Below are 25,372 nucleotides of genomic sequence, written 5' to 3' on the forward strand. Positions count from 1 at the left end.
CGTGCGGATGGTCCCGGTATGGATCGGTGCCACGACTCAGTCCTCCTCGCCCAGGTAGACCTCGCGCACGCGCGGATCGGCCTGAACTTCGTCCATGCGGCCCTCGGCGAGCACGCTGCCCTGATGCAGGACCGTGACCTGGCGGGCGATGGACCGCACGAAGTCCATGTCGTGTTCCACCACCACCACGGAATGGCGGCCGGCGAGGCTGGTCAGCAGTTCGGCGGTCGCCTCGGTCTCCTGGCCGGTCATCCCGGCCACCGGCTCGTCCACCAGCAGCAGGCGCGGCTTCTGCATCAGCAGCGACCCGATTTCCAGCCACTGTTTCTGCCCGTGCGACAGCGAGCCGGCCGGGGCGTCGCGCCGCTCCGTCAGGCCGATCAGCTCCAGTGTCTCGTCCAGCTGATCCCGCTGTTCGCCGTTCAGTTTCCAGGTCAGACTGCTCAGCAGGCCGCGGTCGGCGTGCAGGGCCAGCTCCAGGTTTTCGTGCACCGAATGGTTTTCGAAGACGGTCGGCTTCTGGAACTTCCGCCCGATCCCCTTGCCGGCGATCTCGTGTTCCTTCAGACGGAGCAGATTGATCCGGTTGCCGAACCACGCGGTGCCCGCATCCGGACGGGTCTTGCCGGTGATCACGTCCATCAGGGTGGTCTTGCCGGCCCCGTTCGGGCCGATGATGCAGCGCAGTTCGCCGTCGCCGATGTACAGGGTGAGGTCATCCAGCGCGCGGAATCCGTCGAACGACTTGGTGATGCCCTCCAGGTACAGCGCCATGCCGTGCGAGACGTCGAGCGCCGGGTTCTCCGCGGGATTGTTGACGAGGTCGAACACCCGGTCCCGGCGCATCGTCTCGCGGAACCGTTCGAGACCTTGCGACACGCCGTTCATGCCTTGCCCTCCTTGCGGCGCGAAAACAGGCCGATCACCCCGCGAGGCATCAGCAGCGTGACGAAGATGAAGATGCCGCCGAGGATGAACAGCCAGAGATCGGGGTGGGCGCTGGTGGCCCAGGTCTTGACCACGTTCACCACGCCGGCGCCGAGGATGGCCCCGACCAGCGTTCCTCGGCCCCCCAGCGCGACCCAGATCGCCATCTCGATGGATGCGGAGGGCACCATTTCCGAGGGGTTGATGACGCCGGTCTGCGGGACGTAGAGCGCGCCGGCGACCCCGCACAGGACCGCGGAGACCACCCAGACGAACAGCTTGTAGCGCAGCGGATCGTAACCGGTGAAGCGCACCCGGTTCTCGGCATCCCGCACGGCAGTGAGGACCCGCCCGAGCTTGGAGGTCACGATCCAGCGGCACAGCAGGTAGGCCAGGATCAGTGCCAGGGCCGAGGCCCAGAACAGGACCAGCCGGGCCTGCGGGGTACCGAGGTCGAGACCCAGCAGGTAGGTGAAGTTCGTCAGGCCGGTGTCGCCGCCGAAGCCCGTCTCGGTGCGGAAGAACAGATGCATCCCGCCGAAGGTGAGCGCCTGCGTGATGATGGCGAAATACACCCCCCGGACCCGTGAACGGAACGCCAGCACGCCGAACACGAAGGCGAGCACGCCCGGGACCAGGGCAATCATCAGCAGGGTAAAGAGGAACGAATCGAAGCCGGCCCAGTACCAGGGCCAGTCGCTGTAATCCAGCCACTGCAGGAAATTGGGCAGGCGGTCCTCGTAGCTGACCCGCGTGAGATGGGCACCCATCACGTAGCCGCCCATGGCGAAGAAGACCCCGTGGCCCAGGGACAGGATCCCGGTGTAGCCCCAGATCAGATCCAGGGCCAGGGCGACCATGGCCAGGGCGAGGAAACGCCCCGCGAGGGTGACCATCCAGCCCGGCATGTGGAACGGCGAATCCGGTGGCACGAACCAGTACAGCACCGGCACCACCACCAGCGCCAGGAACGCGAGGATCGCGAGGATGGCCCAGGCGGTTCCGCTGTGCAGCCGGCCGAGACGGGAGATTGCGCTGGACGAATGCATGAAGACGGTCTCCTAATCGTCGGCCGAGCGGCCCTTCAGGGCGAAGATCCCCTGAGGACGCCACTGAATGAACAGGATGATGGCGGCGAAGACGATGATGGTGCCGAGCACGGCGCCGACCGCCGGTTCCAGGAATTTCGTGGTCACGCCGATGCCGAGGGCGCTCAGCACGGGGCCGAACAGACTGCCCACGCCGCCCAGCACGACGACCATGAACGACTCCACGATGTAGTTCTGTCCCATCTCGGGGCCCACGTTCACGATCTGGGACAGCGCGACCCCGCCCAGTCCGGCCACGCCGGCGCCCATGCCGAAGGTCCACATGTCGACCCGGCGCGCCGGGACGCCCAGACAGGCGGCCATGTCCCGGTTCTGCATGACCGCGCGGACCTCGAGGCCCAGACGCGTCCGGTTCATCAGCACCCAGACCAGCCCGACGACGAAGATCGCGAACACGATGACCCCGACGCGCGAGGTCGACAGACTGACCCCCTGCATGATCTGCACGCTGCCGGAGAACCACGGCGGGCTGGCGACGCTGACGTTCTGTGCACCGAAGATCATGCGGACGGACTGAATCAGGACCAGGCTGATGCCCCAGGTGGCCAGCAGCGTCTCCAGCGGACGGGTGTAAAGAAAACGGATCACGCCGCGTTCCATGGCAATGCCCACGGCACCGGCCGTCAGAAAGGCCAGTGGGACGGCCGCGATCAGGTAGTAATGGAAGTACTGCGGAATCAGGAGGGCGAACAGGGCCTGGGTCATGAAGGTCGTGTAGGCCCCGACCATCAGCAGTTCGCCGTGGGCCATGTTGATCACTCCCATCAGACCGAAGATGATCGCCAGACCCATGGCGGCCAGCAGAAGCACGCTGCCCATCGAAAGTCCATAGACGAGGTCGGACACGAAGCGGGCCGTGCGTTCACGCTGCTCGATTGCACGAACCCCGGCCGCGGCGGCTTCGCGGATCTCCGGGTTCGTCTCGACGGGCTGGCCGTCGTCGTCGCGTTCCAGCAGGGCCTGCAGATCGCTGCGCAGGCGGCTGGCCCGCACCTCGGCCACGATCTCGACGGCTTCCAGCCGACGGGCATCGTCCTCGCTGTCGAGGTCCAGCTGGGCCAGGGCAATGTTCAGAAGGCGTTCCGTTTCCGCGGCCGTTTCCTCGTCGAGGGCGGCGACGATGGCATCGCGCATCTCCGGACGGGGGCGTTCCGCCAGTTCTTCGGCCGCGGCGAGGCGGGCGGCCGGGTCGTCCGCGAAGATCTGCAATGCGCCGATGGTCGGGCGCAGGATCCGGCGGATGGGGTTGGTCGCACGTGGTTCGTTCAGATCGCCTGTGTCCAGATCCTCCCGGGGTTCACCGGTAATGGCCTCCCGGAATGTCCCGTCGCGGGCATCCTCGATGATCAGGGTCTCGTCATCGGTGAAAAACAGCCGACGGTCGCGCAGCGCCAGCAGGGCGGGCAGCGTGTCCGCGTCCTGACTGGCCGCGATGTCCTCGATGGCGGCCTGCAGCGCCCGGATGTCCTGAGTGGCCATGGCCCTCAGGAGTTCTGCGGTATCTTCGGCCAGTTCTTCGTCGGTGACTTCGGCCAGCTCGGCTTCCAGTTGTTCTTCCTGCTCTTCTTCGAGCTGTTCGGCCTGTTCCCGGGCCTCTCCCATGGCCGCCGATGCGCCCGGTGACAGCAGGGGCGTCAGGAGCATTGCGCACAGCAGGCCGATGGCGACACGTGCGGTGAGTCGCATGATTCTCTCTCCTCAGGGTGCCCCGCCACGGATGCGCGGGGGGCAATCGGGAAGGCCGGCACCGGTGTGGTGCCGGCCGGACGTACCCGGACTCAGAAGCGCAGGTCGTAGGTGGGTTCTTCGCAGTCGCCGCAGACCCAGGGGTAGCGCCAGTTCGCTACACGGTCTTCGTTACCTTCGACGTAATCGCTCCACGGCTCGGCGCGGACCACGTCATCGGTTTCCCAGACCGGGAAGAACTGACCATCCGGCTGGATCTCGCCAATGATCACGGGCTTGTGCAGATGGTGGTTCTCGTCGTCCATGCACACCTCGAACCCGGACGGCGCATCGACGCACTGCCCGTACACCGCCTGGCGAACGGCGTCGACGTCCGTCGTGCCTGCCTGCAGGACCGCCTGGGCCCACATGCGCATGCCGATGTGCGTGGCTTCCATCGGATCGTTGGTCACCCGGTCGGAACCGCCGGACAGGCCTTCCTGTTCCACGTATTCCATCCACCGCTCGGTGAAGCGTTCGTTTTCCGGGGTCTCGATGGACATGAAGTAGTTCCAGGCGGCGAGGTGGCCCGCGAGGGGGTCGGTGTCCATGCCGCGGAGTTCTTCCTCGCCCACCGAAGTCGCCAGTACCGGAACGTCGATGGGATCAATGCCCTGGTTGGCCAGCTCCTGGTAGAACGCCACGTTGGAATCGCCGTTGATGGTGTTGATCACCGCGGTGGGGCCATCCTGGGAGAAGCTGTCGATGTCGCTGACCAGCGTCTGGAAATCGGCATGTTCGAACGGGAAGTAGACCTCCTCGATGGCGTCGTCCGAAATCCCGTGGGCATTCAGATAGGCACGCACGATGCGGTTGGTGGTCCGCGGGAAGACGTAGTCAGTGCCGACCAGGAAGAAGCGCTCGGCGCCGCCGCCCTCGTCGCTCATCAGATATTCCACGCCGGGCAGGGTCTGCTGGTTCGGCGCGGCGCCGGTGTAAAAGATGTTGCGCGAGGACTCCTCGCCCTCGTACTGGACCGGATAGAACATCAGCCCGTTGAGTTCCTCGAGGACCGGCAGGACCGCTTCACGGGACACTGATGTCCACGAGCCGAAGATGACGTCCACGTTCTCGCGCTCGATCATCTCACGGGCGTGTTCGGCGTAGGTGGGCCAGTCGGAGCCGGGGTCCATCACCACCGGTTCGAGTTCGCGGCCCAGCAGGCCGCCGTTTTCGTTAATGTCCTCGATGGTCATCAGGGCCACGTCCCGGAGGGACGTCTCGCTGATGGCCATCGTGCCCGACAGCGAGTGGAGGATGCCCACCTTGATCGGATCTTCGTCGGCCTGTGCGGTTATGCCTCCGCCGGTTGCCAGGCCCAGGGCCAGTGCGACACCGGTGGCGGTGCGGGTGGCCCGGCGCGCGAGCGAAATTTGCGGGGGGTGGCTCGTGTTTGGATGCATCGACTGTCTCCGTTCTCCGCTAGGGATCGTTTCCAGGGAACAACCCGGCACTCGGTAATACCGGCGCCGGACATTCCCGGGGCAGCAAGCTGTGTGCCATGAACGGAAAACGGGGTCTTGCGCCCGGTGTCCGCAGTCATCTCCGGTCGGGAGGGGAGGGCGGACTGCATGCACATGGTGCATCTGTCTCGTGATGGGGCGGAGGTTGCCGCACGGGTGTGCATCGTCCGCCGGGCGGTCGCTGCTCAGGCCGATTCCCTGGCGGGGAGCATTCCATGCTCGATGATGAACCGGACGACTTCATCCAGGCCCTCGCCCGTGCGCATGTTCGTGAAGACAAACGGGCGCTCGCCGCGCATGCGCCGACTGTCGCGGTCCATGACCTCCAGCGATGCACCGACCCCCTCGGCGAGATCGATCTTGTTGATCACCAGCAGGTCGGAACGGGTCACGCCGGGCCCCCCTTTGCGCGGGATCTTGTCGCCCGCGCAGACGTCGATCACGTAGATCGTCAGATCGGACAGCTCCGGGCTGAACGTCGCGGACAGGTTGTCGCCGCCGCTCTCGACGAATACGACCTCGAGGCCGGGAAAACGGATGCCGAGGTCGGCCAGGGCCGACAGGTTCATCGAGGCATCCTCGCGGATCGCCGTGTGCGGGCACCCGCCGGTCTCCACCCCGACGATGCGTTCGGCCTCCAGCGCATCGTGGCGGGTCAGGAACTCGGCATCCTCGCGGGTGTAGATGTCGTTGGTGACCACGGCGATGCTGTACATCTCGCGCATGCGCTGACACAGGGCCTGGAGCAGGGCGGTCTTGCCGGAGCCGACCGGCCCGCCGATGCCGACGCGCAGGACTCGGGGATTCAGTGACATGGGGTTCTCCTGAGGGGCTTTCCTGACTGGGGAAGGGGCCTAACTGCGAAACAGGCGTGAATACTGGGTTTCGTGCAGGGCGCTGGCGATGGCGACACCGGGGGCCGTGCCGCCAATCGCCGCGTCGTCCCGCGCAAGCCCCTCCCGTGCAGCCCCGCCGATGGTCGAGGCCAGGCGGTGGAGCAGGCGCTGACCGGCGGTCTGCCCCAGCGGGACCAGCTTGATCGCGGCCGCGACCTGGTTCTCGCACCAGGACCAGAGAATCGCCTCGGCTCCTTCCTCGACCGGGATGGACCAGCGCGCCAGCGCCAGCGCGAACAGCGTGGCCCAGGTGGCGTCGGGATGACCCTGCCACCGGTCGGCCTCGTTCAGATCGAGCTCGGACAGCAGACGCGCCAGCGCCTGCCCGAGGTGACGGTCTTCGGCGCGCAGTTCGCGGGTCTCGCGACTGGCGCCCAGCCACGCACTGAACCGTTCGACGGCCTCGTCGTCGTCCTCCAGCCAGGCCCGGTGCAGGCGTGCGAGCAGGGGGATGTCGATCCGGCTCAGGCTGTGGCGGATCTGGCCCTGCATCCAGTCGGCCACCGCGGCCTCGTCCGCGAGCCAGCCCGCTTCGATGGCCCATTCCATGCCACCGGAATAGCTGTAGGTCCCGACCGGCAGCGTGGGGCTCACCAGTTGCCAGAGACGTCGCCGTGCCAGGCCCGGGTCAGTCAGCCCCGGATCAGTGCGAATGGCCATGGCCGTGACCGCCGTGGGCGTGTCCGTGCCCGTAGGCGCCGGCCTCCGGCTCGAACGGGGCGTGCTCGAAGATTGGATCGAGTCCGATGCCGCGCAGCATGTCGTCCAGCACGTGGTCGTGCAGGTAACGCAGCCGGCCCGGGTCGATCTGCAGGGCAATGTGGCGGTTGCCGAGGTGGTAGGCCGCGCGTGCTAGCAGCAGCGGGTCCTCGCAGTACACGGTGCTGACGGGTTCCGGCGCGGCACGCACCGTGACCCACTCGCCGCTGTCCGCGCGCAGGGCGGACCCGTCGCGCAGCATGCCGCCCCGCTCGAGGAATACGCCGACCTCGTCGCCGGTGTCGAGGGTGGCCCGGAAGCGGCTCTTCATCCGTGTCTCGACCGGCAGATGCAGGGTTCCGGTCACGGTGGTCGGGGCGCTCTCGGCGCGTTCGATCAGGCGAATCATGGGGACCTCAGAACAGGAAGTAACGCTGGCTCAGCGGCAGCTCGGTGGCGGGTTCGCAGGTCAGAAGCTCGCCGTCGGCACGGACCTCGTAGGTCTCCGGGTCCACCTCCATCTTCGGCAGCCAGTCGTTCAGCCGCATGTCCTGCTTGCCGATCCCGCGGCAGCCGCGGACCGCAACCAGCCTTCGCTGCAGATCCAGCTGTTCGCCGATCCCGGCGGTCAGGGCGGCCTGCGAGACGAAGCTGACGGAGGTGCCGGTCATGGCCGGGCCGTAGCTGCCGAACATCGGCCGGTAATGCACCGGCTGTGGCGTGGGGATGGAGGCGTTGGGGTCGCCCATCGGGGCCGAGGCGATCATCCCGCCCTTGATGATCAGCGCCGGCTTGACGCCGAAAAAGGCCGGATCCCACAGGACCAGGTCGGCCAGTTTGCCGGGTTCGACGGAGCCCACTTCGTGGCCCATGCCGTGCGCCAGCGCGGGATTGATGGTGTATTTGGCGACATAGCGCCGTGCGCGGAAGTTGTCGTGCTCGGCCGGGTCGCCGGCCAGCGAGCCGCGCTGGGTCTTCATCTTGTGGGCGGTCTGCCAGGTCCGCAGGATCACCTCGCCCACGCGTCCCATCGCCTGTGAGTCCGAGGCGATCACCGAGAACGCACCGAGGTCGTGCAGGATGTCCTCCGCGGCGATGGTCTCGCGCCGGATCCGGCTCTCGGCGAACGCGACGTCCTCCGCGATGTGCGGATCCAGGTGGTGGCAGACCATCAGCATGTCCAGGTGTTCGTCGATGGTGTTCACCGTGAACGGCCGCGTGGGATTGGTGCTGGACGGCAGGACGTGGGCCTCGCCGCAGGCCCTGATGATGTCCGGGGCATGGCCGCCGCCGGCGCCCTCGGTGTGATAGGTGTGGATGGTGCGCCCCTTGAATGCCGCCAGGGTGTCCTCGACAAAGCCGGATTCGTTCAGGGTGTCGGTATGGATGCAAATCTGGATGTCGTGCGCGTCGGCGACCGACAGGGCGCAGTCGATCGAGGCCGGGGTGGTGCCCCAGTCCTCGTGCAGCTTCAGGCCCAGTGCCCCCGCCTCGACCTGCGCGTGCAGGGCGCCGGGTTCGCTGGCGTTCCCCTTGCCCAGAAAGCCCAGGTTCATCGGGAATGCCTCGGCGGCCTTCAGCATCTGCTGGATGTGCCAGGGTCCGGGGGTGCAGGTGGTGGCGTTGGTGCCGGTGGCGGGGCCGGTACCGCCACCCACCATGGTCGTGATGCCGGAGGCCAGGGCCTCTTCGATCTGCTGCGGACAGATGAAGTGGATATGGGCATCGATGCCACCGGCGGTCAGGATCCGGCCCTCGCCGGCGATGACCTCGGTTCCCGGACCGATCACGATGTCGACGCCCGGCTGGGTATCCGGGTTGCCGGCCTTGCCCACCGCGTGGATCCGGCCCTGCTTCAGGCCGACATCGGCCTTGACCACGCCCCAGTAGTCGAGGATGACCGCGTTGGTGATCACCGTGTCCACCACGGCTTCGTCGTGCCGCTGACTCTGGCCCATGCCGTCGCGGATCACCTTGCCGCCGCCGAACTTGACCTCGTCGCCGTAGACGGTCCAGTCGCGCTCCACCTGGATCAGCAGCGCGGTGTCGCCGAGGCGCAGGCGATCGCCGGTGGTGGGGCCGAACATCTCGGCATAGGCGCGGCGGGGAATGGTCTGGCTCATTGCGCATCTCCGTCCAGCGGGCCACCGATAAGGCCCTGGAATCCGAACACCCGGCGCTCCCCGGCGTAGGCCACCAGCTGCACGCTGCGGGTCTGCCCCGGTTCAAAACGCACGGCCGTTCCCGCCGGTATGTCCAGGCGAAAGCCCCGCGCGCGCTCGCGGTCGAAGCGCAGGGCGTTGTTGGTCTCGAAGAAGTGATAGTGAGAACCGACCTGGACGGGCCGGTCGCCGCTGTTGGCCACCTCCAGGGTGACGGTTTCGCGGCCGGCGTTCAGGGTGATGTCGCCGTCCGCGGGCAGGAGTTCACCGGGGATCATCGGGCACTTCCTCTTAACGGATGGGTTCGTGAACGGTGACCAGCTTGACCCCGTCCGGGAAGGTCGCCTCGACCTGTACCTCCGGGATCATCTCCGGGACGCCTTCGAGTACGTCGTCACGGGTCAGCACCTCCCCGCCCAGGCTCATCAGCTCCGCGACCGAACGGCCGTCGCGGGCCCCCTCGAGGATGGCGGCCGAGATCAACGCCATGGCCTCCGGGTAGTTGAGCTTCAGCCCGCGCGCCTGGCGGCGTTCCGCCAGCAGGGCGGCCGTGAACAGCAGCAGCTTGTCTTTCTCGCGTGGGGTCAGTTCCATGGATCTTCCGGTGGTCAGGTGTTCCAGATACGGGGGGTGCACGGGGGGCGCCCGATGACCGGCTCCCGCAGGAAGGCCCAGGCCCGCTGCAGCAGCGCGCGCACGGTCTCCGCGCCATGGCCCAGACAACGCAGGAACAGGACATCCCCAATTCGCGAGATGCCCAGGCGCAGGGCGTCGGGCGTTCCGAGATGCTCGCGCAGTGCCGGTTCGAGTCCCTCGGGGGCCGGGGTGGCCACCAGCTGGCCCACCACGGGGAAGCCGTCGAGGCCCCACGGGCGGCTCAGCAGGGGGTCGCCATGGGCCAGATCGAGGCGGTCATGCACCAGCGGTCGGCCTTCGCGTTCGATCCACAGATCCTGGGTGCAGGCTCCGCCCTCGTAGTAATCGCCGTGCGCCGGGCGTCCCAGGCACAGGACATCCCAGGTGCAAAGGCGCGCGCCGGGTCCCAGGCGGAAGTGGTTGTGCAGCGTCACGCGGGAGCGACCGTGCAGGATGGTTTCCGTCGGCAGGAACTCCAGGCTCGCGTCGGGCCCCACCGTGAAGCTTTGTTCCTGGCGGGCGCTGGCTGCCTGCGTCCGGTAGAACTTGGCCGCGGCAGGGGTGGTCAGCAGCGCCCGGCTGCCGGCGTCCAGCTCCGCTTCCAGCTGCAGGCGATCGCCGCCGGCGACGCCCCCGGGGGGATGGATCACGTAGCAGTGGCAGACATCGCCTTCGGGGAAGAAGCTTCGCTGCACCAGCAGAGGGCCCTCGTGACGGCGGCGGGCCAGCCGGGTCCGTCCGCCACGCGAGGCGAAGCCCAGCTCCAGGCGCCCGAGCCATCCGTCCCGGGTCTCCGGGACGGTCTCTGTAGCGCCAGCCAGTTCCACGGGGGTCATGTCCACGCCGCTAGACCACCAGCAACAGATAGACGCTGGCGGCAACCATGGCCCCTCCGGCTGCCTGTCCCACCGGGCGATCGAGAGCCGTATCGCGTATCCGGGGGGCGGCCAGTGCGCCGGCGGTCAGCAGCAGGGCGCTGGCCAGCAGGAAACCGGCGGCGAATCTCAGTGCGGACAGGTCGGCCGCCATTTCGGCACCGTGGGCGAAGCCGTGCAGCGCGGCGAAGCCGGCCGCGATCGCGGCGGTCACCACCAGCGGGAGACGCGTGCCCAGAAAGACCAGCACGCCGGTCAGCAACAGCGAGGCGAGGATGCCGAATTCGACGGTCGGCAGTGGTCCTTGCGCCACCCCCACGGCGAAGGCGAGAGCCAGAGTGGCCAGTACCGCCGCGCCGACGGTCAGGGTGCCCGGGATTCGCTGTGAGCGGGCCATCCAGAACCCGATTCCGAGCAGGACCAGCAGGTGATCGAGGCCGGTGAACGGGTGCAGAAAACCCGCAGCGAAGCCCGCTTGTTCGTGGACGTGGTGCCCGTGGTGGGGATGGGCCAGCGCCATCACGGGCGCAAGAAACAGAACAACGAATGCGATGCAGCGTCGATGCAGCATGGTTCTCCTCGCTGGAATCTCGGTGCGGCGCGCAGGAATGCGCCGGCCGTAACCCGTGCAAGCAGGAGCCATGCCATGGCTTCCCGGGAGGGATTGTGGAGCGTGGAGGCGGGTTACGGGGGGGGCGATCCGCGCAGCGAATGTTCCGTCGTGGTGCAGCCCGTCTCGGGGTTGCATCAAGATGGATCAGGCTGCCCTGAGAGTGTGCGAGCGCGGGAGGTTTCGAGGCGGTGTCTGCTGATGCCGGGCGGATGCCGGAAGGCATGCAGAGGCGTTACTCCCGGCTGAAGCCGCCACCCCGCGCCGGCCCGGCGCCGGGGTGGCGGACCGGCGCGGCCGGATCAGGCGAACAGCTTGCGGCGGAAGAATTCCGGGGTGGCGCCGGCGGCGCGGTGGATGGCCGCGTTGTAGTAGTGCGTGACGAACGGGATCTCCTCGGCGGCTTCCTCGCGCAGGAAGGCGACCGGGGCGTCCTTGGAGGCGATGGTGCAGGTCCACCAGCCGGAGGGGTAGGTGGGCTGCGGGAAATGCATGGTGAGGGCGTCGATGAAGCCGGTCATGCGCAGGCTGTCGTGCATCGGCCGCAGGATGCTGTCGGTGTGCAGCAGCGGCGATTCGCTCTGCTGCACCAGCAGGCCGTCGGAACCCAGCGCCTTCACGCAGTCGCGGTAGAAATCCGCGGAGAACAGCCCCTCGGCCGGGCCGACCGGGTCGGTGGAGTCGACGATGATCACGTCGATGGAGCCGGGTTCCGCGTCCTTGATGTACTGGATGCCGTCGTCGAACAGGAGTTCGGCGCGCGGGTCGTCGTTGGCGTCGCACAGCTCGGGGAAATACTGCTCGGACAGGCGGGTGACGCGTTCGTCGATGTCCACCTGCGTGGCCTTTTCCACCTCGTCGTGCTTGAGTACCTCGCGCAGGGTGCCGCAGTCGCCGCCGCCGATGATCACCACGTTCTTCGGTGCGTTGTGCGAATACAGGACCGGATGCGACATCATTTCGTGGTAGATGAAGTTGTCGCGGCCGGTGAGCATCACGAAGCCGTCGATCACCATCAGGTTGCCGAAGCCCGTGGTCTCGAAGATCTCGATCTTCTGATAGGGCGTCTGCTCCTCGTGGAGCTTTTTCGTGATGCGCAGGGACATCGCGATGTCCTTGTCGGGTTCGGTGAACCAGTGGTCGTCGAGTGCCATCGGGCGGGCTCCCCTTGTGCATGGGTGAACGGTAGGATGCGCCGTCATGATAGTGCCCTGTATCCTGCGGGCAACTCCGACCCTCCCCAACCGCGGAACCGCCATGTCTGCCACGTCCTGGACCCTGGATGATGCGCGCCGTACCTACGGCATCGATCACTGGAACGGGGACTTCTTCGAGATCAATGCGTCCGGGCATGTCTGCATGCGCCGGCCGGACTGGCCGGAACACCCCGGTGTGGATCTGCACGCGCTGGCCTGCCGCCTGCGCGAGGAGCACGTGGGCCCGCCGGTGCTGGTGCGCTTTCAGGACGTCCTCGACGGTCGCGTGCGGCGCCTGTCGCGTGCCTTCGCGCGGGCGGCCGAGGAGCTGGATTACCAGGGTGACTTCACCGCGATCTATCCGATCAAGGTCAACCAGCAGCGCTCGGTGGTCGAGCGCATCCTCGCCGCCGGCGACCACGCGGATGCCGAAGGCCACCGGCCGCAGGTGGGGCTGGAGGCCGGCTCCAAGCCCGAGCTGATCGCGGTGCTGGCGCAGTCGCGCCCGGGGTCGGTCATCATCTGCAACGGCTACAAGGACCGCGAATACGTGCGCCTGGCCCTGATCGGGCGGCAGCTCGGCCACCGGGTGTACATCGTGATCGAGAAACCCTCGGAGCTCGAGGAGGTGATCCGCCAGGCCGAAGCCATGGACGTTTCGCCGCTGCTGGGGCTGCGTGTGCGCCTGGCGTCCATCGGCAAGGGCAAGTGGCAGAACACCGGCGGCGAGAAGGCCAAGTTCGGCCTTTCCGCGGCGGACGTGCTGGCAATCCTCGAGCGCCTGCGCGGGCTCGACTGGCTCGATCGCCTGCAGCTGCTGCATTTCCACATGGGGTCGCAGATCGCCAACATCCGCGACATCCAGAACGGCATGGGCGAGGCGGCCAGTTACTTCGCCGCGCTGCACGAGGCCGGGGCCGGTATCCGCGTGGTCGACGTGGGCGGCGGCCTGGGCATCGACTACGAGGGCTCGCGCTCGCGCAACGAATGCTCCATCAACTACTCGGTGGAGGAATACGCCCTCAACATCCTGCGCCCGCTCAGCCGTATCTGCCACGAGCACGACCTGCCCATGCCCGAGGTGTTCAGCGAATCCGGCCGCGCGCTGACCGCGCATCACGCGGTGCTGATCACCAACGTGATCGACTGCGAGCCGGCCCCCGGGGACGGCCCCGTGCCGCCGCCGGCCGCCGACGAGCCGCCCGAGATCGCGACCCTGCGGGCGCTGCTGGAGGACAGCGCGCGTCCGCCGTCCGAGGTCTTCCACGACGCCGCCTGGCATCTGGCCGAGGTGCAGGCGCAGTTCGCCCGCGGCATGCTGTCGCTGGCCGACCGCGCCCGCGCGGAGGCGCTGTACTTCGCCCTGTGCCAGCGACTGCTGGCGGACCCGGACGCCCTGCCGGCCGAGATCCATGCCGAACTGACCGACAAGCTGGCGGACAAGGTCTTCTGCAACTTCTCCGTGTTCCAGTCCATCCCCGACACCTGGGCGATCGACCAGATCTTCCCCATCATGCCGCTGCACCGGCTGGATCAGGCGCCCACGCGCCGGGCGGTGCTGCAGGACCTGACCTGCGACTCCGACGGCCACGTGGAGTACTACGTGGAGCGCGAAGGCACCCACACCACGCTCGCCCTGCACGAATGGGAGCCCGCGCAGCCGTATTATCTGGGCATCTTCCTGGTGGGGGCCTATCAGGAGATCCTGGGCGATCTGCACAACCTGTTCGGCGACACCGACACGGTGAACGTCGAGCTCACCGCCGACGGCGGCTACCGTCTGGTCGACCCCGAGCGCGGCGACACCGTGGATGAACTGCTGTCCTACGTGCATTTCGCCCCCGACGACCTGCGCCGCGCGTTCCGCGCCCGCATCGACGCCGCCGGCCTGCGCGGCGAGGCGGCCGGGCGGCTGCTGGCGGAACTGGAGCACGGCCTGACCGGCTACACCTATCTGGAGGACTGAAATGCAGTGCTACGTCTATCGCGCCACGCGGCGCGCCGACACCTATGTCTATCTGCCGGAGAAGGACGACTTCTCCGATCTGCCCGACACCCTGATGAAGGCCCTGGGCAGCCTCGAATTCGCACTGGAGTTCGAGCTGACCCCCGACCGCACCCTGGCGCAGGAAGATCCGCAGAAGGTCCTCGCGAATCTGAAGGACCAGGGCTTCCACCTGCAGGTCCCGCCGCGGGAAGACAAGCTCGACCCGTGGCAGGGCGGGGTGTCGGGCTGATCGGAGCGGACGCTTACCAGAGGCAGCGGATCGGGAATGTCTGCAGGGCCGGGTCCGCGGTGACCAGCGGGACCTGTTCCAGTTCGGCCTGAGCTGCGAGGACCCGGTCGAACGGGTCCCGGTGTTCCTGCGGGTAGGACCCGGCATGGATGGCCTGTCGGTAATTCACGGCCAGATGGGAGAACCCGTCGGCGGTGATCAGCTCGTCGAAGTCGCTGAGCACCTCCGCTCCGATCGCGAGCTTGCCCAGGCGGTACTTGGTCGCGATCTCCCAGGCGCTGGCCGCACTCACCAGCACCGTGTGTGTTTCGTCCTGGATGGTATTTCTGGCAGTGGTGGAGAGCTTCGGGTCGTCGGTCATCCACCACAAGAGGGCGTGCGTATCCAGCAGGACTCGCATCACTCTTCCCATGCGCGAAGTTCTTCCTCGGGCAGGGGCTCGAAGAAGGATTCCTCCACACGGCCCTTAACCCTGCCGGGCTGCCGTTTCTGCGGTGTGCCCTCCAGCGGGACCAGCCGTGCATAGGGGCGCCCGGCGCGCGACAGGATGATCTCCTCGCCGTCGTGTGCCCTTTTCAGCAGACGCGATAAATGAGTTTTCGCTTCATGCACGTTCACGGTGGTGGTCATCAAGGCACCTGTACGACCTGGTCATCTGGTTAGTCTATGCGAGGGACGCTGTCGCGACAACGCTAGCCAAGCACTGCTCTGCATAAATCTGTATAGTGACGGCCCTTTTGCCAGTACCCAGAGTTCGTATTCCATGACCGAGAAGCTTCGCAACATCGCCATCATCGCCCACGTCGACCATGGCAAGACCACGCTGGTCGACCAGCTCCTGCGCCAGTCCGGCACCCTCGACGAACGTGGCGACCACGGCGAGCGGGTCATGGATTCCAACGCGCTGGAGCAGGAACGCGGGATCACCATCCTGTCGAAGAACACCGCCATCAAGTGGCAGGACTACCGCATCAACATCGTCGACACCCCCGGGCACGCCGACTTCGGCGGCGAGGTCGAGCGCGTGCTGTCGATGGTCGACTCCGTGCTGCTGCTGGTGGACGCGGTGGATGGCCCCATGCCGCAGACCCGCTTCGTGACCCAGAAGGCCTTCGCGATGGGCTTCAAGCCGATCGTGGTGGTCAACAAGGTCGACCGCCCGGGCGCGCGCCCCGACTGGGCCGTGGATCAGGTCTTCGATCTGTTCGACCGCCTGGGCGCCAGCGACGAGCAGCTGGACTTCCCCATCGTCTATGCCTCGGCGCTCAACGGCTTCGCCGGCATGGATTCGGACGTGACCGACGGCGACATGACCTGCCTGCTGGAGACCATCGTCGAGCACGTGTCGCCGCCGGACGTGGACGCCGACGGCCCGTTCCAGATGCAGGTCTCCTCGCTGGACTACAACTCCTACCAGGGCCTGATCGGCGTCGGCCGGGTGAAGCGCGGGCGCATCACCCCGAACACCCAGGTCAAGGTGATCGACCGCGAAGGCGGCGTGCGCAACGGCCGCATGCTGCAGATCATGGGCTTCCACGGGCTGGACCGGGTGGATGTCAGCGAGGCCAACGCCGGCGACATCATCACCTTCACCGGCATGGACAAGCTGTTTATCTCCGACACCCTGTGCGACCCGAGCAATGTCGAGGCCCTGCCGGCCCTGACCGTGGACGAGCCCACGGTGAGCATGACCTTCCAGGTGAACACCTCCCCGCTGGCCGGCAAGGAGGGCAAGTACGTCACCTCCCGCGTGATTCGCGAGCGCCTGGACGAGGAGCTCAAGCACAACGTCGCCCTGCGGGTGGAAGATACCGAGGACCCCGACAAGTTCCGCGTCTCCGGTCGCGGCGAGCTGCACCTGGGCATCCTCATCGAGAACATGCGCCGCGAGGGCTACGAGCTGGGCGTCTCGCGCCCCGAGGTGGTCATCCGCGAGGTCGACGGGGTCAAGCAGGAGCCCTACGAGACCGTGACCGTGGACATCGAGGAAGAGCACCAGGGCACGGTGATGGAGAAGCTGGGCGAACGCCGCGGCGAACTCACCAACATGATGCCGGACGGCAAGGGCCGGGTGCGCCTGGACTACACCATCCCCTCGCGCGGACTGATCGGCTTTCAGACCGAGTTCATGACCGCGACCTCGGGCACCGGCATCCTGCACCACGTGTTCGACCACTACGGGCCGTTGTCCACGACCGGTTCGGTGGCCTCGCGCCAGAACGGCGTGTTGATCGCCAACGGTCCCGGCAAGGCGATCGGCTTCGCCCTGTTCAACCTGCAGGACCGCGGCAAGCTGTTCATCGGCCCCGGCGAGGAGGTCTACGAGGGCATGGTCATCGGCCTGCACGCGCGTGAGAACGACCTGGTCGTGAACGCCCTCAAGGCCAAGCAGCTCACCAACGTGCGCGCCGCCGGCACCGACGAGAACATCCAGCTGACCCCGCCGGTGCGCATGACGCTGGAGCAGGCGATCGAGTTCATCGATGACGACGAACTCGTCGAGGTCACCCCGAGCGCCATCCGCATCCGCAAGAAGCTCCTGCTGGAGCACGAGCGCAAAAAGGCCTCGCGCGCCGCCGCCAACGCCTGACGCATGTGGGAGCCTGCTTGCAGGCGAACGTAGTCCGGGTTGGTGGGCGTCAGGATGCCGGTTCGGCCGGGTCCTCGGCGTCCATGCGGGCGAGCATGCGCATGCCGCCGGCCATGCAGGTCAGTGCCGAGTGGGTGGCTTCGTCGAATGTGGCCGGGTCGTCGTGCAGCACGCTGGCCGGCGGGAGTTGCCAGTATTTCGGGCGGCAGCCGGGCGGGCGACCGGCCGGCATGGCCTCCGCGGCCTCGGCGTCCACCGCCACCAGCAGGTCCGCCCACTCCAGGTCCTCGCGCGCGAGTTCGCCCATGGCCGGGCGCGGGCGCACCTCCAGCCATTCGGCCACGTCCCTGTCCTGCGCGGCCAGTTCGGCCACGCGATCGGCGCGGCCGTCATCCCCGGCGGCGGCCACCAGCAGCCGCGCCCGGCGCTTAAACATCTCCGCTCCCCTGCGGGTTCATTTGGCGACGGCCCGCGCGGGGCCGCAGGATGCCGGGATCATCATTCATCGCGGAGAACCTCTGATGGCCGAATTCGACTGGTCGCAGTATGCCCTGAGCGAGCTGAAGCTGGTGTATACCACGCTGCATGCCCAGCTGACCCTGCAGCCGGAGCTGATGGACTCGAAACTGATGGAAGACCTGCAGGCCCACCTCCAGCAGGCAGCGAAGGCCGACGGCGTGGACGCCTCCACCCACTCCCAGTGGGCCGCCTGGCTCAACGATCGCTGACGGGGAACTGCTCAAGCCCAATCACGGGATGCCATGCCCGAGAGGGTGACGATTCAGACATGAATGGCCTCGCGTTCCACATACGGCCGTAGTTCGGGGCGCAGGGCTCGTTCGGTTACCAGGTCTACAGGGCGTCCGAGCAGGTCCTCGAGGTAGAACTGCAGCCCGAAATACTGTTGTGCTGAGGCTGGGTCGGGGAAATCGACGAGGATGTCGATGTCGCTTTCATGGGCGGCTTCGTTTCGGGCGAGCGAGCCAAACAGCGCGAGCTCTCGTACGCCAAACTCGCGGATCAGTATGGCGCGATGCGCCCGGAGTGTCGCCAGGACACGGTCACGTTCAAGTGGCGATGATGCGGGGGGCTGTCCCGCAAGCGTTGTATCGGTCGCATGAGGCGGCATCATCCCGATTCCCGGTCAGGCGTCGCCGGCGGTGGCCTTGCGGTGCTCGGCGGCGAAGTCGAGCATGCGCTGCGTTGCGGTCAGGGCCTTCAGGCGGGCGTCCTCGTCGATGAAGATCTCGTGGGTGGCCGGTTCGGCGGTGTCTTCCAGCGTATTGGCCAGCGAGACCAGATCGTTCATCGCCATCCACGGGCAGTGGGCACAGCTGGTGCAGGTCGCGCTCTCGCCGCCGGTGGGGGCCTCGATCAGGGTCTTGTCCGGGGCCGCCTCGCGCATCTTGTAGAAGATGCCCTTGTCGGTGGCCACGATGAACTCCGGCTCGTCGCGGTCTTTGACCGCGGCGATCAGCTGGCTGGTGGAGCCCACCACGTCGGCCTGATGGATCACCTCGCGCGGCGACTCCGGATGCACCAGCACGGCGGCGTCCGGATGACGGCTGCGCAGATCCTCCAGCGCCCACGAGCGAAACTCGTCGTGCACCACGCAGGAGCCGTCCCACAGCACCATGTCGGCGCCGGTGGTGCGGCGGATGTAGTCGCCCAGGTGCTTGTCGGGCGCCCACAGCACCTTCTTCCCCTGATCGCGCAGGTGTTCCACCAGCGGCACCGCGATGCTGGAGGTGACCACGTAGTCCGCCTGCGCCTTCACGTCCACCGAGGTGTTCGAGTACACCACCACGGTGTGGTCCGGGTGCTGCGCGCGGAATTTCGCGAACTCGTCCGCCGGGCAGCCCAGGTCCAGCGAGCACTCGGCTTCCAGCGTGGGCATCAGCACGCGCTTTTCCGGGCTGAGGATCTTGGCCGTCTCGCCCATGAAACGCACCCCGGCCACCACCAGCGTGCTGGCCGGATGGTCCTTGCCGAAGCGCGCCATCTCCAGCGAATCCGCCACGCAGCCGCCGGTCTCGTCCGCCAGGCGCTGCAGCGATTCGTCTACGTAATAATGCGCCACCAGCACCGCGTCGCGCTCGCGCAGCAGGCGCTTGATGCGTTCCACCAGCTCCGCGCGCTCGGCCTCGCCGAGGTGGTGCAGCCCGGCGGTCACGTGCGCCGTGGACGGCACGTGGAACAGCGGTTTTTCGGCCACCGGTGCGGTCATGGGAATCCTCGCCGTCATTACAGTCTGCTTATAATACGACAGCCCCCTTTCCGGTGTCGTTCGGCCCTGCCATGACCGAGCTTGAGCAACAGTATCGACAACTCTCTTTCGACCAGCGCATGGAAATGGCGCTGGCCGCCGACCTCGACCCCTGCTGGCGCCCGTTCCTGGTGCGCGACCAGCATGCCCAGGTCAAGGCGTATTTCTCCCGCCGCCTCGATCTGCAGCCCGACGAAGTGGCCCTGCTGCTGGCGGACCCCAACCAGACCGTGCGCCTGAACTGCGCCAAGCGGCCCGACCTCACGCCGGAGCAGGTGGCCGCCTGCGTGAACGACCGCGACCCCAACCTGCGCTACTTCGTGGCCCGCAACCCGCTGCTGAGCGAAGACCAGCGGGAACAACTGATGGACGACGAGGACGAACTGGTACGCATTGCCGTGCGCAAGGGCCCCAAGCAGCGCGGCACCCGCGCCCGACCCGGCCAGGCCGAGATGATCCGTTGACCGATACCCAGCCCGAAAAACCCGAACGCCCGAAACCCACCGCGCGCCGCCGTGCGCTCGGCTGGGGCATCCAGATCGCCATCGCGCTGGCCATCTTCCTTTTGGTGCGCGCATGGATGGCCCGCGACATGGTGGAAGGCCCGGCCCCCGAGTTCGAGGCCGAACTGCTCGACGGCTCGCCCGTGGCACTCGCCGACTACGTGGGCGACGAACCCGTGCTGCTGCATTTCTGGGCCAGCTGGTGCGCCATCTGCCGGCTGGAGGAAGGCGAGATCGTACGCCTGTCGGACAGCCATCCGGTACTGACCGTCGCCATGCAGTCCGGCGAGCGCGAAGAGGTCATCGCGCACCTCAACGAACGCGAGCGCGAACTGGCCACCATCAACGACCCGCAGGGCCAGCTCGCCGCCCGCTACGGCGTCCAGGGCGTCCCCGCCAGCTTCATCATCAACACCGACGGCGACGTCGTCTTCCGCAAGCAGGGCTACGCCCCGCCCCTGGAACTGCGCTTCCGCCTCTGGCTCGCCCGCTGGCTGTGATGGTGCAGCCCCGGGCGGCCTGTTCCACCCGCAGCTCATGGGGCGCGGGCCATGGGATTTGGGCAGTACAGGCCCAAGAGTTACACTGAAAAGTGTAACTCCGGGAGGCAAAGATGGAAGCCACCACCAAGGACATGCGGCTCCACAGCCGCGAACTCCTCGCCGCGATCGATCGCGGAGAGGAGATCGTGATCACCTATCATGGCCGCAAGCGGGCGCGTCTGGTCCCCTTCACCCTCCGCGAGGAAAACGGGCAAGAAGAGGGGGCTCGCAATCCGTTGTTCGGACTCTGGGGTGACCGGACCGGATCGGTAGACGACCAGGTTCGGCGGATGCGCCAACCGAGGGCGTTCGACTGATGCTGGTGGACACGGACGTCCTGATCTGGAACCTGCGCGGGAACCGGAAAGCGGGGGACTGGCTCGACAGTTCGCCCGGATTCGCGGTGTCTGCGGTGACGTACATGGAGCTGGTCCAGGGCCTGCGGAACCAGGTCGAATTCCGGATGCTTCGGCAGGCCATGCGCTACTGGGATGCCACGATTCAGCCCGTCAGCGAAGCGATTTCGACTCGTGCCACCTTCCTGGTCGAGACGTATGCGCTCAGCCACAACATGCAAATGGCCGATGCCCTGGTTGCCGCAACGGCCACCCAGCTTGGCCTGCCTCTGGTCACGGCCAACGATCGCCACTACCGCCACATCGAAGGCCTCGAAATCCATCTGTTCCGACCGGAATAAGGTCTCACTCATGCCGTCTTCGGCCAGAGGACGGGCCCCGCGGCCCGGGGGTGCCTTGTAGGAGCGCAGCCCCCTGCGCGATCCGGTGCTCATTGGTGTCCATCTCGCCCACGTTGCGACGCCGGCGCGCGGTGTCAGCTGGCTACCAGGCGTTCTCCGGGAGGGATGCTTGTCATCGCTGGAGAATGCGTACAGTATTGCGTACATGTACAGGTTCAATGACGGCGAGGTATACCATGGATGCCATTAGCTACACGGCGGCCCGGAGTCAGCTGGCCAGGACGATGGAGAAGGTCTGCGAGGACCATTCGGCCGTCATCATTACCCGGAGCAAGGCTCCATCCGTGGTGATGATGTCGCTGGAAGACTATGAAGCCCTGCAGGAGACCTCGTACCTGCTCCGTGCCCCCGAGAACGCCCGCCGGCTTCTTGAATCCGTGGTCGAACTGGAACGCGGGGGAGGTCTGGAGAAGGACATCGAGGAATGAAGCTGCTCTTCTCCGAGCATGCGTGGGAAGACTATCTCTACTGGCAGCGCCACGAGCGGAAGACCGTCAAGCGCATCAATGAGCTCATTCGCGCCATTCAGCGCGACCCCTTCGAAGGCATTGGCAAACCCGAACCGCTCAGGTACAGCCTTTCAGGCTACTGGTCCCGCCGAATCTCCACCGAACATCGGATCGTCTACAAGATCGAAGAAGACACTGTGCTTATCGCACAGCTCCGCTACCACTACTGACCCGAGCGATCGCCTCAGGCCGCTCGCGGTTCGATCTCGCGGCGCACCCGCTCGGCAAGTTCGAGCTGCGCCTGCCTGAGTTCGAATTCCAGCTGGAGATTGTCTGGCTCGCCGAGAAACATGCCGACAGGCCAGGGGTCGGAGTAAGGAGGCCGTGTTACGCTTCGGCTCTGACCGGACAGGGAGTGTCGGTATGGCGGATCACCACGACAACAGCTACAAGCTCCTGTTTTCGCATCCCGAGATGGTGCGGGACCTGCTGACCGGTTTTGTCCGGGAGGACTGGGTGAGGGAGCTGGATTTCTCCACGCTCGAGAAGGTCAACGGGTCCTATGTGACCGACGAGCTGCGCGACCGCGAAGACGACATCGTCTGGCGCGTGCGCTGGGGCGGCGGCTGGCTTTACGTGTACCTGCTGCTGGAGTTCCAGTCGAGCGTGGACCGTTTCATGGCGGTGCGGATGATGACGTATCTCGGGCTGCTGTATCAGGACCTGATCCGGCAGAAGGCCCTGACGCCCGGCGGCCGCCTGCCCCCGGTGCTGCCGGTGGTGCTCTACAATGGAGAGACGCGCTGGACGGCCGCACAAAACGTGGGCGAGCTGGTCGAAAGGGTACCGGGTGGCCTGGAGCATTATCGGCCCGATCTGAGCTATCTGCTGCTGGACGAGGGCGCGATCGTGGAGGCGCCCGACTGGTCGGACGAGACGCGCAACGTGGCGGCGGCGCTGTTCCGGCTGGAGCACAACCGCAACGAGCAGGACCTGCTGGACGTGCTGGGCCGTCTGGTGGAATGGCTGCGGTCCCCGGAGCAGACGGGGCTGCGGCGCTCGTTCGTGGTGTGGATGCGCCGGGTGATGCTCCCGCATCGAGCACCGGGGATGGAACTGCCGCCGTTCAACGACCTTCAGGACTTGCACGAGGTACACGACATGCTGGCCGAACGGATCAAGCACTGGCCCGACCGGTGGATCGAGGAAGGGCGCCAGGAAGGGCGCGAGGAAGGGCGCCAGGAAGGACTTCAGGAAGGACTTCAGGAAGGACGTCGCGAGACCGCGCGCAATCTGATCCGGTCTGCCGAGATGGATGACCGCACGATTGCCGAAATCGTTGGGTTGTCAGTCGAGGAGGTGACCCGGATACGGGAAAATCCTTCGCAGTGACCCGCCCGGTCCGCATCATCCGGTGCGGGTAGATGCCGGACCGAGCACGATGCCTTTAATCGCCGGAAGCGCAGCGACGAACCGCCGGCGCTACCCCTCCAGCTCCCGCAGCACGCGAAATCCCAGGTTGGTGTCCATCTCGTCCACGTTGCGGCGCCGGCGGGCGGCGCTGCGCGTGAGCACCGCCGGGTCGAACCACGAGCCGCCCTTGGTCACCAGCCACTCGTTATCCGGCTCCGGCCCGTAAACCCCGTCGCGCGGCAGGCTGGCGTGGTTGTCGTGCCAGGGCGTCGCGGTGAACTCCTGCACGTTCCCGTGCATGTCGTACAGCCCCCACAGGTTCGGCTGAAAACTGCCCACATCCAGCGGCCGGTTCAGCGGAAAGCACGCCGGGATATACCACTTGCGCCGCTGGCGCCGCTCCTCGTACGGGAACAGCGAATTGAAATGCACGTCGCGGCAGCCCACCACCTCGCCGAAGGCGAACGGCGTGGTCGTCCCCGCGCGGCAGGCATGCTCCCACTCGGCCTCGGTCGGCAGGCGGTAACGCTGCCCGGTCTCCTCGCTCAGCCACTCCAGATACTTGCGCACTCCCGCCGGCTTGATGTTGAACATCGGCGTGCGCGGCGTCTTCGGGCGCACCAGCCAGTCCCAGCGCTCGTGCCCGGTGGCCTCCTCGAAGGCCAGCCACTCCTCCAGCGTGACCGTAAAACGCCCCAGCGCGAACGGCCGCTCCAGCGTCACCAGCCGCCGCGGGCCCTCGTGCTCCTGGCGGCCGAACTCCCGCGCATCGGAACCGATTTCGAGCTCTCCTGGCGGGATCACCACCAGCTCCGGCGTGGGCACGCCCGACCGGGCCTCGTCGCGGAAAACCGTGTCCCGGCGCGCCTCCCGCGCGGCCTGCTGCTGCAGCTCCAGCAACTGCGCCTGATCCATCTGCTGAACGTTCTTCGCCATCATCCCTCCGGGTGACTCCACGGCTCTACCCCATAAGGCAGCGCCCGGGGTGCCGGGTTCCCGCGAACCCGCCGGGCCCGCGCCTCGCCACAATGCCCTTGCAGCCACGGCGCCCGCACGCTAGCTTGCCACCCTGGGCGAGCCAAACGCCCGCAACCATGTCCGGACTCAGGGAGGAGCCGACGTGACCCCGACCGCATACCGCCCGCGGACCCGCGGGCTCACGCTCATTGAACTGCTCGTGGCCCTGCTGGTCTTCGTCCTGCTGGTGACCGTGGGCATCCCGTCGTTTGCGCAACTCGTGGACCGGTTCCGGCTGATCGCCACCACCAACGAACTCGTCACCGCTCTCCATCATGCACGCAGCGAGGCCGTCCGGACCGCTGCGCCGGTTACTCTCTGTGCCAGTGCCAACGGCGTTCACTGTTCCGACGATGCCCGTTGGGAGTCCGGGTGGCTGGTTTTCCACAACCCCGGTCTCGCAACCCAGCCTGCCAGCGCGAACGACATCCTTCGCCGGCGGCAGGGGAACCCCGACGGGGGCCTAGAAATCCGTGGCAATCTCCCGGTGCGGCATCGCGTCACCTACGGAGCGCTCGGGGCCACCCGGCGCCTCTCCGGCGCCCTCCAGATGGGTACGCTGAAGGTTTGCAACGAAGCGGCAGGCCGGGCCGTCGTCATCAACCGCGCCGGTCGCCCTCGCGTCGCCCATCAGGGCTGCCCGTTCGATCCATAACCATTCGGTAGCCTTTGCCGACCGTTCGGCACTGAAACCCTTGCTCGTCACATGGCTTGCGCCCATAGTGAAATCGACCGATTCCACAAGGACCCGCGGCATGTCTCGTAACGCTATCGGATTCACCCTGATCGAGCTGATGGTCACCATCGCCGTGGCGGCCATCCTGCTCACGGTCGCCGTCCCCGGTTTCCAGAGTCTGGTGCAGAACAACCGGGCCACGACGGCTGCGAACCAACTCAGTACAGCGTTTAATTTCGCTCGCAGCGAAGCGGTCACTCGCGGGGTCGAGGTCTCTGTCTGCCCGGTCGATGCCGGCGGCGACTGGCACCCGGACGGCTGGCGGGTGGTTCTGGGGAATGATTGTGCCCCGGCCGAAATGGCCAATCCCTTGCGCCGCTGGGAGGACATCTCCGGTCGGGTCGTCATCGATGACAACATCGAGGACCAGAGCCACGTCACCTTCGGGCCGCTGGGTGGGCGCGAAAGCCCCGGGCGGGATGATCCGAGCGATCCCATGTTCTACGTCTATGCCGAGAACTGCTCCGGCGAACGTGCACGGGATCTGAACATTGGACCTGGCGGCAAGGTCGGCATCGTCCGCTCCGATTGCCCCTGATCCGCGAGGACCGAAGAATGCAAGGG

General features: G+C 66.8%; 32 protein-coding genes and 1 pseudogene. 13 read left to right on the forward strand and 20 right to left on the reverse strand.

Annotation, left to right across the window (positions count from 1 at the left end; genetic code table 11):
* Positions 1-36 precede the first annotated feature (36 nt).
* The 13 genes from urtD to speE form a co-directional block, all read right to left on the reverse strand.
* Complete coding sequence (gene urtD / locus C998_RS0102145) at positions 37-888, reverse strand: urea ABC transporter ATP-binding protein UrtD (RefSeq protein WP_018869201.1); 852 nt, start codon at positions 886-888, stop codon at positions 37-39.
* On the reverse strand, positions 885-1,976 hold the full coding sequence (gene urtC, locus C998_RS0102150) for an urea ABC transporter permease subunit UrtC (protein WP_018869202.1): 1,092 nt from the start codon (positions 1,974-1,976) through the stop codon (positions 885-887). The genes urtD and urtC overlap by 4 nt, the downstream gene beginning before the upstream one ends.
* A 12-nt stretch (positions 1,977-1,988) precedes the next feature.
* A complete protein-coding gene (gene urtB, locus C998_RS0102155) occupies positions 1,989-3,722 on the reverse strand; it encodes an urea ABC transporter permease subunit UrtB (protein WP_018869203.1) in 1,734 nt (577 codons plus the stop codon).
* A 92-nt stretch (positions 3,723-3,814) separates the two neighbouring features.
* Positions 3,815-5,164 carry an urea ABC transporter substrate-binding protein gene (urtA, locus tag C998_RS0102160; protein ID WP_018869204.1) on the reverse strand — a complete coding sequence of 450 codons (1,350 nt, stop codon included), beginning with the start codon at positions 5,162-5,164 and terminating at the stop codon, positions 3,815-3,817.
* Between the two features lie 245 nt (positions 5,165-5,409).
* Positions 5,410-6,039, reverse strand: coding sequence for an urease accessory protein UreG (ureG, locus tag C998_RS0102165; protein ID WP_018869205.1), 630 nt, complete (start codon positions 6,037-6,039; stop codon positions 5,410-5,412).
* A gap of 39 nt (positions 6,040-6,078) precedes the next feature.
* Positions 6,079-6,780, reverse strand: a complete 702-nt coding sequence (locus C998_RS0102170) for an urease accessory protein UreF (RefSeq protein WP_018869206.1) — start codon at positions 6,778-6,780, stop codon at positions 6,079-6,081.
* On the reverse strand, positions 6,764-7,228 hold the full coding sequence (gene ureE, locus C998_RS0102175; protein WP_018869207.1) for an urease accessory protein UreE: 465 nt from the start codon (positions 7,226-7,228) through the stop codon (positions 6,764-6,766). Before ureE ends, C998_RS0102170 begins: the two co-directional genes overlap by 17 nt.
* Positions 7,229-7,235: 7 nt before the next feature.
* The gene (gene ureC, locus C998_RS0102180; protein WP_018869208.1) at positions 7,236-8,942 is read right to left on the reverse strand and encodes an urease subunit alpha; all 1,707 of its coding nucleotides are present in this window, start codon (positions 8,940-8,942) and stop codon (positions 7,236-7,238) included.
* Positions 8,939-9,259 (reverse strand): urease subunit beta, encoded by a 321-nt coding sequence (locus C998_RS0102185; RefSeq protein ID WP_018869209.1) that lies wholly within the window; start codon positions 9,257-9,259, stop codon positions 8,939-8,941. Before C998_RS0102185 ends, ureC begins: the two co-directional genes overlap by 4 nt.
* Positions 9,260-9,272: 13 nt before the next feature.
* Positions 9,273-9,575: an urease subunit gamma gene (ureA, locus tag C998_RS0102190; RefSeq protein ID WP_018869210.1), complete on the reverse strand. Its 303-nt coding sequence runs from the start codon at positions 9,573-9,575 to the stop codon at positions 9,273-9,275.
* Between the two features lie 14 nt (positions 9,576-9,589).
* Positions 9,590-10,453 carry an urease accessory protein UreD gene (locus C998_RS0102195; protein ID WP_018869211.1) on the reverse strand — a complete coding sequence of 288 codons (864 nt, stop codon included), beginning with the start codon at positions 10,451-10,453 and terminating at the stop codon, positions 9,590-9,592.
* A gap of 10 nt (positions 10,454-10,463) precedes the next feature.
* Positions 10,464-11,063: a HupE/UreJ family protein gene (locus tag C998_RS0102200; RefSeq protein ID WP_018869212.1), complete on the reverse strand. Its 600-nt coding sequence runs from the start codon at positions 11,061-11,063 to the stop codon at positions 10,464-10,466.
* 341 nt (positions 11,064-11,404) lie between these two features.
* Entirely contained in the window at positions 11,405-12,256 is an 852-nt protein-coding gene (gene speE, locus C998_RS0102205; protein WP_018869213.1) for a polyamine aminopropyltransferase, read from the reverse strand.
* A 103-nt stretch (positions 12,257-12,359) separates the two neighbouring features.
* Here speE and speA point away from each other — a divergent pair, with 103 nt between their 5' ends.
* Together speA and C998_RS0102215 are read left to right on the forward strand one after the other, a co-directional pair.
* The gene (gene speA / locus C998_RS0102210; RefSeq protein WP_018869214.1) at positions 12,360-14,264 is read left to right on the forward strand and encodes a biosynthetic arginine decarboxylase; all 1,905 of its coding nucleotides are present in this window, start codon (positions 12,360-12,362) and stop codon (positions 14,262-14,264) included.
* A gap of 1 nt (position 14,265) precedes the next feature.
* Positions 14,266-14,535, forward strand: a complete 270-nt coding sequence (locus tag C998_RS0102215) for a YcgL domain-containing protein (protein ID WP_018869215.1) — start codon at positions 14,266-14,268, stop codon at positions 14,533-14,535.
* 13 nt (positions 14,536-14,548) lie between these two features.
* Here C998_RS0102215 and C998_RS0102220 read toward each other — a convergent pair whose 3' ends face one another.
* Positions 14,549-14,935, reverse strand: a complete 387-nt coding sequence (locus tag C998_RS0102220; RefSeq protein WP_026279432.1) for a type II toxin-antitoxin system VapC family toxin — start codon at positions 14,933-14,935, stop codon at positions 14,549-14,551.
* Positions 14,935-15,165, reverse strand: coding sequence for a type II toxin-antitoxin system Phd/YefM family antitoxin (locus tag C998_RS0102225; RefSeq protein WP_018869217.1), 231 nt, complete (start codon positions 15,163-15,165; stop codon positions 14,935-14,937). Before C998_RS0102225 ends, C998_RS0102220 begins: the two co-directional genes overlap by 1 nt.
* A gap of 133 nt (positions 15,166-15,298) precedes the next feature.
* Between C998_RS0102225 and typA the strand changes: the two genes are divergently transcribed.
* Positions 15,299-17,125 carry a translational GTPase TypA gene (gene typA, locus C998_RS0102230; RefSeq protein ID WP_018869218.1) on the forward strand — a complete coding sequence of 609 codons (1,827 nt, stop codon included), beginning with the start codon at positions 15,299-15,301 and terminating at the stop codon, positions 17,123-17,125.
* 49 nt (positions 17,126-17,174) lie between these two features.
* On the opposite strand, the gene C998_RS0102235 is transcribed toward typA, so the two are convergent.
* Positions 17,175-17,561, reverse strand: coding sequence for a hypothetical protein (locus tag C998_RS0102235; RefSeq protein WP_018869219.1), 387 nt, complete (start codon positions 17,559-17,561; stop codon positions 17,175-17,177).
* Between the two features lie 85 nt (positions 17,562-17,646).
* On the opposite strand from C998_RS0102235, the gene C998_RS0102240 reads away from it, so the two are divergent.
* Positions 17,647-17,853 carry a hypothetical protein gene (locus C998_RS0102240; protein ID WP_018869220.1) on the forward strand — a complete coding sequence of 69 codons (207 nt, stop codon included), beginning with the start codon at positions 17,647-17,649 and terminating at the stop codon, positions 17,851-17,853.
* 53 nt (positions 17,854-17,906) lie between these two features.
* Here C998_RS0102240 and C998_RS14405 read toward each other — a convergent pair whose 3' ends face one another.
* Positions 17,907-18,257 carry a nucleotidyltransferase family protein gene (locus C998_RS14405; protein ID WP_018869221.1) on the reverse strand — a complete coding sequence of 117 codons (351 nt, stop codon included), beginning with the start codon at positions 18,255-18,257 and terminating at the stop codon, positions 17,907-17,909.
* A 12-nt stretch (positions 18,258-18,269) separates the two neighbouring features.
* Positions 18,270-19,352 carry a quinolinate synthase NadA gene (gene nadA, locus C998_RS0102250; protein WP_018869222.1) on the reverse strand — a complete coding sequence of 361 codons (1,083 nt, stop codon included), beginning with the start codon at positions 19,350-19,352 and terminating at the stop codon, positions 18,270-18,272.
* Positions 19,353-19,423: 71 nt separating this feature from the next.
* On the opposite strand from nadA, the gene C998_RS0102255 reads away from it, so the two are divergent.
* From C998_RS0102255 to C998_RS0102280, 6 genes are all read left to right on the forward strand, one after another.
* Positions 19,424-19,855: a hypothetical protein gene (locus C998_RS0102255; protein WP_024329271.1), complete on the forward strand. Its 432-nt coding sequence runs from the start codon at positions 19,424-19,426 to the stop codon at positions 19,853-19,855.
* The gene (locus C998_RS0102260; RefSeq protein WP_018869224.1) at positions 19,852-20,394 is read left to right on the forward strand and encodes a redoxin domain-containing protein; all 543 of its coding nucleotides are present in this window, start codon (positions 19,852-19,854) and stop codon (positions 20,392-20,394) included. The genes C998_RS0102255 and C998_RS0102260 overlap by 4 nt, the downstream gene beginning before the upstream one ends.
* 113 nt (positions 20,395-20,507) lie before the next feature.
* The gene (locus C998_RS0102265; protein WP_018869225.1) at positions 20,508-20,753 is read left to right on the forward strand and encodes a type II toxin-antitoxin system Phd/YefM family antitoxin; all 246 of its coding nucleotides are present in this window, start codon (positions 20,508-20,510) and stop codon (positions 20,751-20,753) included.
* The gene (locus C998_RS0102270; protein ID WP_018869226.1) at positions 20,753-21,133 is read left to right on the forward strand and encodes a type II toxin-antitoxin system VapC family toxin; all 381 of its coding nucleotides are present in this window, start codon (positions 20,753-20,755) and stop codon (positions 21,131-21,133) included. Before C998_RS0102265 ends, C998_RS0102270 begins: the two co-directional genes overlap by 1 nt.
* 236 nt (positions 21,134-21,369) lie before the next feature.
* Positions 21,370-21,621, forward strand: a complete 252-nt coding sequence (locus C998_RS0102275; RefSeq protein WP_026279434.1) for a type II toxin-antitoxin system Phd/YefM family antitoxin — start codon at positions 21,370-21,372, stop codon at positions 21,619-21,621.
* A complete protein-coding gene (locus C998_RS0102280) occupies positions 21,618-21,872 on the forward strand; it encodes a Txe/YoeB family addiction module toxin (RefSeq protein ID WP_018869228.1) in 255 nt (84 codons plus the stop codon). Before C998_RS0102275 ends, C998_RS0102280 begins: the two co-directional genes overlap by 4 nt.
* A 14-nt stretch (positions 21,873-21,886) precedes the next feature.
* On the opposite strand, the pseudogene C998_RS15010 reads toward C998_RS0102280, so the two are convergent.
* Positions 21,887-21,973: pseudogene (locus tag C998_RS15010) on the reverse strand (transcriptional regulator); the annotation flags it as partial.
* Positions 21,974-22,065: 92 nt separating this feature from the next.
* On the opposite strand from C998_RS15010, the gene C998_RS0102290 reads away from it, so the two are divergent.
* Positions 22,066-23,034: an Rpn family recombination-promoting nuclease/putative transposase gene (locus tag C998_RS0102290; RefSeq protein WP_018869230.1), complete on the forward strand. Its 969-nt coding sequence runs from the start codon at positions 22,066-22,068 to the stop codon at positions 23,032-23,034.
* 90 nt (positions 23,035-23,124) lie between these two features.
* On the opposite strand, the gene C998_RS0102295 is transcribed toward C998_RS0102290, so the two are convergent.
* Complete coding sequence (locus tag C998_RS0102295) at positions 23,125-23,991, reverse strand: formylglycine-generating enzyme family protein (protein WP_018869231.1); 867 nt, start codon at positions 23,989-23,991, stop codon at positions 23,125-23,127.
* A gap of 184 nt (positions 23,992-24,175) precedes the next feature.
* Here C998_RS0102295 and C998_RS0102300 point away from each other — a divergent pair, with 184 nt between their 5' ends.
* Together C998_RS0102300 and C998_RS0102305 are read left to right on the forward strand one after the other, a co-directional pair.
* Positions 24,176-24,727, forward strand: a complete 552-nt coding sequence (locus C998_RS0102300) for a GspH/FimT family pseudopilin (protein WP_018869232.1) — start codon at positions 24,176-24,178, stop codon at positions 24,725-24,727.
* A gap of 100 nt (positions 24,728-24,827) precedes the next feature.
* The gene (locus C998_RS0102305) at positions 24,828-25,346 is read left to right on the forward strand and encodes a GspH/FimT family pseudopilin (protein ID WP_018869233.1); all 519 of its coding nucleotides are present in this window, start codon (positions 24,828-24,830) and stop codon (positions 25,344-25,346) included.
* Positions 25,347-25,372: the final 26 nt, after the last annotated feature.

The sequence above is a fragment of the Thioalkalivibrio sp. ALgr3 genome (assembly GCF_000377325.1).
Taxonomy (GTDB): Bacteria; Pseudomonadota; Gammaproteobacteria; order Ectothiorhodospirales; family Ectothiorhodospiraceae; genus Thioalkalivibrio.